At 59.0% G+C, this 5,865-nt stretch carries 6 protein-coding genes; 1 reads left to right on the top strand and 5 read right to left on the bottom strand.

The annotated features are described in order from the left end of the window. Positions 1-146 precede the first annotated feature (146 nt). The 3 genes from xth to sfsA form a co-directional block, all read right to left on the bottom strand. The gene (xth, locus tag NW834_RS02080) at positions 147-932 is read right to left on the bottom strand and encodes an exodeoxyribonuclease III (RefSeq protein WP_414351932.1); all 786 of its coding nucleotides are present in this window, start codon (positions 930-932) and stop codon (positions 147-149) included. A gap of 12 nt (positions 933-944) precedes the next feature. Next, positions 945-2,204: a GTP cyclohydrolase II gene (locus NW834_RS02075; RefSeq protein ID WP_414343949.1), complete on the bottom strand. Its 1,260-nt coding sequence runs from the start codon at positions 2,202-2,204 to the stop codon at positions 945-947. A 98-nt stretch (positions 2,205-2,302) separates the two neighbouring features. Beyond that, positions 2,303-3,001, bottom strand: coding sequence for a DNA/RNA nuclease SfsA (gene sfsA / locus NW834_RS02070; protein ID WP_414419863.1), 699 nt, complete (start codon positions 2,999-3,001; stop codon positions 2,303-2,305). 325 nt (positions 3,002-3,326) lie between these two features. Here sfsA and NW834_RS02065 point away from each other — a divergent pair, with 325 nt between their 5' ends. Next, positions 3,327-3,929 (top strand): NYN domain-containing protein, encoded by a 603-nt coding sequence (locus tag NW834_RS02065; RefSeq protein ID WP_414351935.1) that lies wholly within the window; start codon positions 3,327-3,329, stop codon positions 3,927-3,929. Positions 3,930-3,975: 46 nt separating this feature from the next. On the opposite strand, the gene cbiE is transcribed toward NW834_RS02065, so the two are convergent. After that, complete coding sequence (gene cbiE / locus NW834_RS02060; protein WP_414343955.1) at positions 3,976-5,235, bottom strand: precorrin-6y C5,15-methyltransferase (decarboxylating) subunit CbiE; 1,260 nt, start codon at positions 5,233-5,235, stop codon at positions 3,976-3,978. Continuing rightward, positions 5,236-5,865 (bottom strand): hypothetical protein (locus tag NW834_RS02055; protein WP_414426203.1); only part of this gene is annotated, 630 nt, incomplete at its 5' end.

Genomic DNA, 5,865 nt, shown 5'->3' with positions numbered 1-5,865 from the left:
GTTGGTATGAGCTGTTATGGTCATTTAAACAGGAATGAAACATTTCCGCCTGGCTCCCCTCTTCCTCTGAGAGAAGGGGTGAAGGCAGTGGCAGGGAGCGTTTGGGGAGTGTCTCAACCTAGCTTGAAATGACTATAACAAGGCGCTTAAATATCCAGGGCAACAATGACAGGGGCATGATCGCTGGGTTTTTCGGCCCGCCGTGGCTCAACATCGATCCAGCAAGCGGTGGCTTTCTCCTGTAGCTCACGAGACAGATAATGATGATCAATGCGCCAGCCGCGATTCCTTTGAAACCCCCCCGAGCGATAGTCCCACCAGCTAAAATGGCCGGGATCTGGGGTGAACCTGCGAAACGCATCTTCAAACCCTAAAGCCAGGATCTCCCGCAGGGCTTGTCGCTCCGGTTCGGAAGCCATGATTTCTCCCGCTTTTTGGGGATCGTAAATATCCCGATCTTCCGGGGCAATGTTAAAGTCCCCGCAGAGCAAGATGGGATCCCCTTGGCTCAGGGCAACGGCGAGGTAATCCTTCAGCGTGGCTAGCCAGCGCAATTTATAGGCGTATTTTTCCGATCCCACCTCAGAACCGTTGGGCACATAAAGGTTGAGAATACGGATCCCGCGGTAGATGGCGCTCATCAGCCGCTTTTGCTCGTCCAAATCTGCCGCCGCAGGCAGCAGCGCACCAAACCCCCGTTCTACTTTTTCCGGGGGATCCCGGCTGATCAGAGCCACACCGTTGTAGGACTTTTGCCCGTAGACCTCCACATGAAAGCCCCGCTCCTGAAAGGCCGCCCGGGGAAAGTCTTCATCCACCACCTTAGTCTCCTGCAGGCAGAGCACATCCAGGGATCCCTGGCTGTCCAGCCAAGCCAAAACCTGAGGCAGCCGGGTGCGAATGGAGTTGACATTCCAGGTAGCCACTTGCATGAGGGATCCCGCTCACTCCACCAAGGCTCTTCCTCGGATTTGGGCCAGCCGCTCCGCATCCAGCACCTCCCCCTCGGTGTAGTAGCCGGCAGCTTTTTTGGCCTCGATCTCCACACGGGCATCCGCCGGGATCAGCTCTTCTGGGATGGGCACCCGCTGCAGAACCTCAATGCCGGAGTTGGTGATGGCTCGATACTTGAGGTCGCTCATGGAAATCAGGCGATCGATTCGGGTTATGCCCAGCCAATGGAGCACATCCGGCATCAACTCCTGAAACCGGATGTCTTGCACCCCTGCCACACACTCGGTACGGGCGAAGTAGGCATCAGCCCGATCCCCTCCTTCCTGGCGCTTGCGGGCGTTGTAGACCAAAAACTTGGTCACCTCTCCCAAGGCGCGGCCTTCTTTGCGCAGGTACACGATCACCCCGGCTCCACCGGCTTGGGCCGTCTTAACGCATTCTTCAATGCCATGCACCAGGTAGGGGCGGCAGGTGCAAATATCCGAGCCAAACACATCGGAACCATTGCATTCGTCGTGAACCCGCACCGCCAGGGGCAAAGCCGGGTCGGTGATGGCGGCCACTTGCCCGATGATGTACACCGTCTGGCCACCGATGGGCGGCAAAAACACCGATAGGTCTGGGCGAGTCACCAATTCTGGAAACATGCCTCCCGTCTGCTCGAAGAGGGTGCGGCGCAGCAGGCTTTCGCTCACCTGCAATCGTTTGGCGATCCCCGGCAGGTACCAGACCGGCTCGATTGCGGCTTTGGTGACCACCAGGCTGCCATTGTCTTTGAGGATCCGGCCATCCACCCGCAACCGCCCTTTGTTGACCGCCTCCTGCAGTTCGGGCATGTGGATGTGGGCCTGGGTAATGGCAATGGTGGGACGAATGTCGTAGCCCTGGGCATAGAGGGGGGCAAAGACTTCTCCCACAACCGCTCCCCAGGGATCCAAAGACACAATCCGGTCTGGATCTCCCCAGCTTGGGTGAGGGCCAATCGACACCACCGGGGCAGTATTGGTTAAATCGGCGCGGTGATCCGCCTGCAAAGAGCCACTGGCCACAGCCAATGCCCGATAGACAGCGTAGGCTCCCGCATGGGTGCCGATGACATTGCGATGGGCAAGATTGGTCAGGCTACCCACCACCGGCCCCCGCTGCAGTGGATCCAAGGATCCCCAGCGAATCGGCTGGGCTTGCGTCCCATAAGGGGAGGGATGGGAGGTGAGAACAATGTGATGAGGACGGGAGGAAGGTTCGCTCATGGTCCTCAAATGCCTGGAAAATGGAAGAATCTGGAGAAAACAGAATTATAGGCGATCCCCAGCCATTTCAAGAGAGCTTGCCCCTTCTTTTGGGGTGCTTAGACAACGATTTTGGCCAAACCCAAGGGGCGGATCCCTGTCGGCGAAACCTCGACCCGATAGGGCAACATCTCCACTCCGGCTTGCAGGGCCTCACGAAACAGACGGGCATAGCGGGGATCCCGTTCTTCGCCGGGGGCAAACTTGGTGCAATCGGCGCGATTGATCCAGTACAGCAGCAGGGCACGCTGACCCTGTTGGCGCACCGCGATCAAATCTTCCAGGTGTTTTTGGCCGCGAGTGGTCACCGTATCGGGAAACAGCGCGCGGGATCCCACAGCCCAGGTGGTATTCTTCACCTCCAAATAGGCCGAGCCAGAGTCTCCTGTCAGCAGAAAGTCAATTTTGCTCCTGCCGCAGGTCACCTCCCGTTGCCGGCGAGAAAACCCTGCCAACTGGGGAAACCACCCTCGCTCCAGCCCCCAGTCCACCAGGCGATTGGGCAAGCTGGTGTTGATCCCCACCCATACCCCATCCACCTGGATCATCTCCCAGGTGTAGGCCAGTTTCCGTTTTGGCTCCGGGTGATGGGAGAGGTACACAGGTGCCCCCACCTGACAGACCCCACTCATCGGCCCTGTGTTGGGGCAATGGGCGATGATCTGTTGCCCGTTTTCCAGCTCCACATCGGCCAAAAACCGCTTGTAGCGGCTGCGCAGCACCCCTCTGTGCAAGGGGCTCGAAAAGCGGTAAGGCACCGGCCCATCCCTGCACTCCATCCGCAAAGCCTCTCCTTATCGTAGGTATTTTTTCTTTAGGATTTTGGAAATCTTCTCCGTGGATCGTCTCTCCTGCGCTAGGGTGAATCATGTGTCCCAAGGCTTGGGGCAGCCTTTTACGGCTTTTTCCGACTTCATGGGAATTCTGCAGATCACTCTGGGAAGCAGTAAGATCCCTATCGCACAAGAGAGGCGTCTGCATTAGCTGTAGTCAGTGCTGCCGGAAAGAGCTGTATTGGCGATTAAACCCATTTAACACGTCTTTTTTCTGCCCTTTTGTCAAAACTTGGAGAAGAAAACCCGAATGCTGCGTCTTGATCCTGATCCCGGCTTTCAGCCTGCGGATCCCTTGCAGGACAACCGTGGGCGTGTGGCCATATTCATCGACGGATCCAATCTGTTCTATGCCGCTCTGCAACTGGGCATTGAGATCGACTACACCCGCCTGCTGAAGACGCTGAGTGGTCGGTCGCCCCTTTTGCGCTCTTTTTTCTACACCGGCGTCGATCGCAACAACGAAAAGCAGCAGGGGTTTTTGCTCTGGATGCGCCGCAATGGCTACCGCGTGGTTACCAAAGAGCTAACCCAGTTGCCCGATGGATCCAAGAGAGCCAACCTGGATGTGGAAATTGCCGTGGATATGCTGTCGCTGGTGCGCTGGTATGAGACAGCTGTGCTGGTGAGCGGTGATGGGGACTTGGCCTACGCGGTCAATGCCGTCAGCTACCAAGGGGCGCGAGTGGAGGTGGTTAGCCTGCGTTCCATGACCAGCGATCAACTGATCAACTTGGCGGATCGCTACATCGACCTGGAATCCATCAAAGACCAAATTAAGAAAACCAACCGTCCCTCCTCTCCCTACCTGTACCGACCGGGGTTCACCGCCGATGAGGAGGACGAGGGATAACTTTCCCTCCCCCACAGGGAGAAGGGAAAGCAGAGCAACAGGGGGCTTACTGGGCTTTCCAATTTGAAGGGATCCCTTGCAGCAGGTAAACCGGGTTCAGGGGGGCAAAGCGGGTGCCCTCGGCCAGGACGGCAGAGCGGGAGATCTGAACGTGATCTACTCGAACTTGCCAGCCCCGAGAACGCAGCCATTGCAGGGCTTCACTGCAGGTTTCTAGGGTAGCGAAGTTGGCCACTAAGATCCCTCCAGGCCGCAGGCGGGCTTCCACCACCGGCAGCAGGTCGCGGATCCCTTTGCCGCCACCGCCCAGCACCACCCGATCCGGATCTGGCAGGTCGGCCAACACTTGGGGGGCTGCCCCCGGGATCACCTGCAGGTTCTCCAGTCCAAAGCGTTGCCGGTTGCGCCGAATCAGACAGATGCCCATGGCGTTGCGCTCGACAGCATAGACCTGGAGCCGAGAAGAGAGGCGGGCTATTTCGATGGCCACCGAGCCGGTGCCGGCACCGATATCCCACACCACGCCCTCTTGGGGGAGCTGCAGGGATCCCAAGGTGAGCAGGCGGATGGGCTGCTTGGTGATCAAGCCGGGCTGGTCGGGAAAGGTGTAGAACTGGTCGTCCGGGATCCCGACCAAAGGCCAGCGATGGGGATCTGGCTCCGGCTCTACTCGTCGCAGCACCACAACGTTGGGGCTGGGGAAAACGGCGTCTTCCCCTTCTTGGAGGGGCACGACCTGTTCTTGAGGGGATCCCAGTTGACTACAGACCCAGGCTTGGTAACGCACCGGCAGCCGCAGGTCGGCAATGAACTGGGCCAAGACGGTCGGTGTATGCTCCGGATCGGTGAGCACCACGATCACAGGGGATCCCTGCTTGAGAACGGCTTCCAACCGCTCCACTCCCCGCCCGTGCAGGCTGAGGATGGTCGCCTCCTGCCAGGGGATCTGCAGGCGGTTCAGGGCCAGCTGCACCGAGCTCACCTGCGGATAGAAGGCCAACCGCTCCGCTGGGAAATACTCCGTCAACAGCCGCCCGATCCCGAAAAAAAGCGGATCCCCGCTGGCCAACAAGACCAGGGATCCCTGAGCCATCTCCTGCTGCAAAAGCGGGATCCAACTTTCCACCGGCCCGGTGAGCGGGATCTTGCGGGCCGGATGATCGGTAAAGTGCCGGAGCAGATGAGGGGCTCCTGCCAAAACCCTGGCTTGGGAAAGGGGGGGGATCCCCCAGGAAGCCACAGAGCCATCCCCCGCTACCCCTACGACCGCAAGCTGAGGTGACCGCCCAGGTGCTGCCGTAGCCATTTAACGTTCGACAGGTGGGTGGTATTGGCGCATGTGATTGAGAAAATCCAGTCGCAGCTCCGCCACTTCCCGTTGCATTTCCCGCATCTCCCGAATAAAGCTGAGTTGAGCCTCGATCAGGCGGCCATCGCGCTCCCGAAATTGCTCCATCATCATGGCTTGCGCTTCCCTCAGTTCGGCAAACCCAGCCTGCATATCTCGGCGGCACTCCTGTATGGCCACCTCCAGCTCGTCTCCCCGCTCTTCGTTCTGTCGAATCCGCTCCTGGTTCTGTTGGATCAACGCCCTGATCTCCTGGATTTCGGTCTGGAGTTGGGCTTCCATAGCCTGCCGCTCGGCCCGCATTTCGGCCATCTGGGCCTCAAAGCGCTCGGCAGATCGTTGCTGCTCGGCCCGCATTTCGGCCATCTGGGCCTCAAAGCGCTCGGCAGATCGTTGCTGTTCAGCCCGGATCTCGGAGATTTGGGCTGCAAAGCCCTGCCGCATCTCAACCATCTGAGCCTCAAAGCGCTCAGCCGACCGCTGCTGCTCGGCCCGCATTTCGGCCATCTGAGCCTCAAAGCGCTCGGCAGATCGTTGCTGTTCAGCCCGGATCTCGGAGATTTGGGCTGCAAAGCCCTGCCGCATCTC

The sequence above is a fragment of the Synechococcus sp. R60.1 genome (assembly GCF_047461835.1).
Taxonomy (GTDB): Bacteria; Cyanobacteriota; Cyanobacteriia; order Thermostichales; family Thermostichaceae; genus Thermostichus.
The sequence above is the reverse complement of the archived record's forward strand: the minus strand, read 5'-3'. Positions and strand labels throughout refer to the sequence as shown.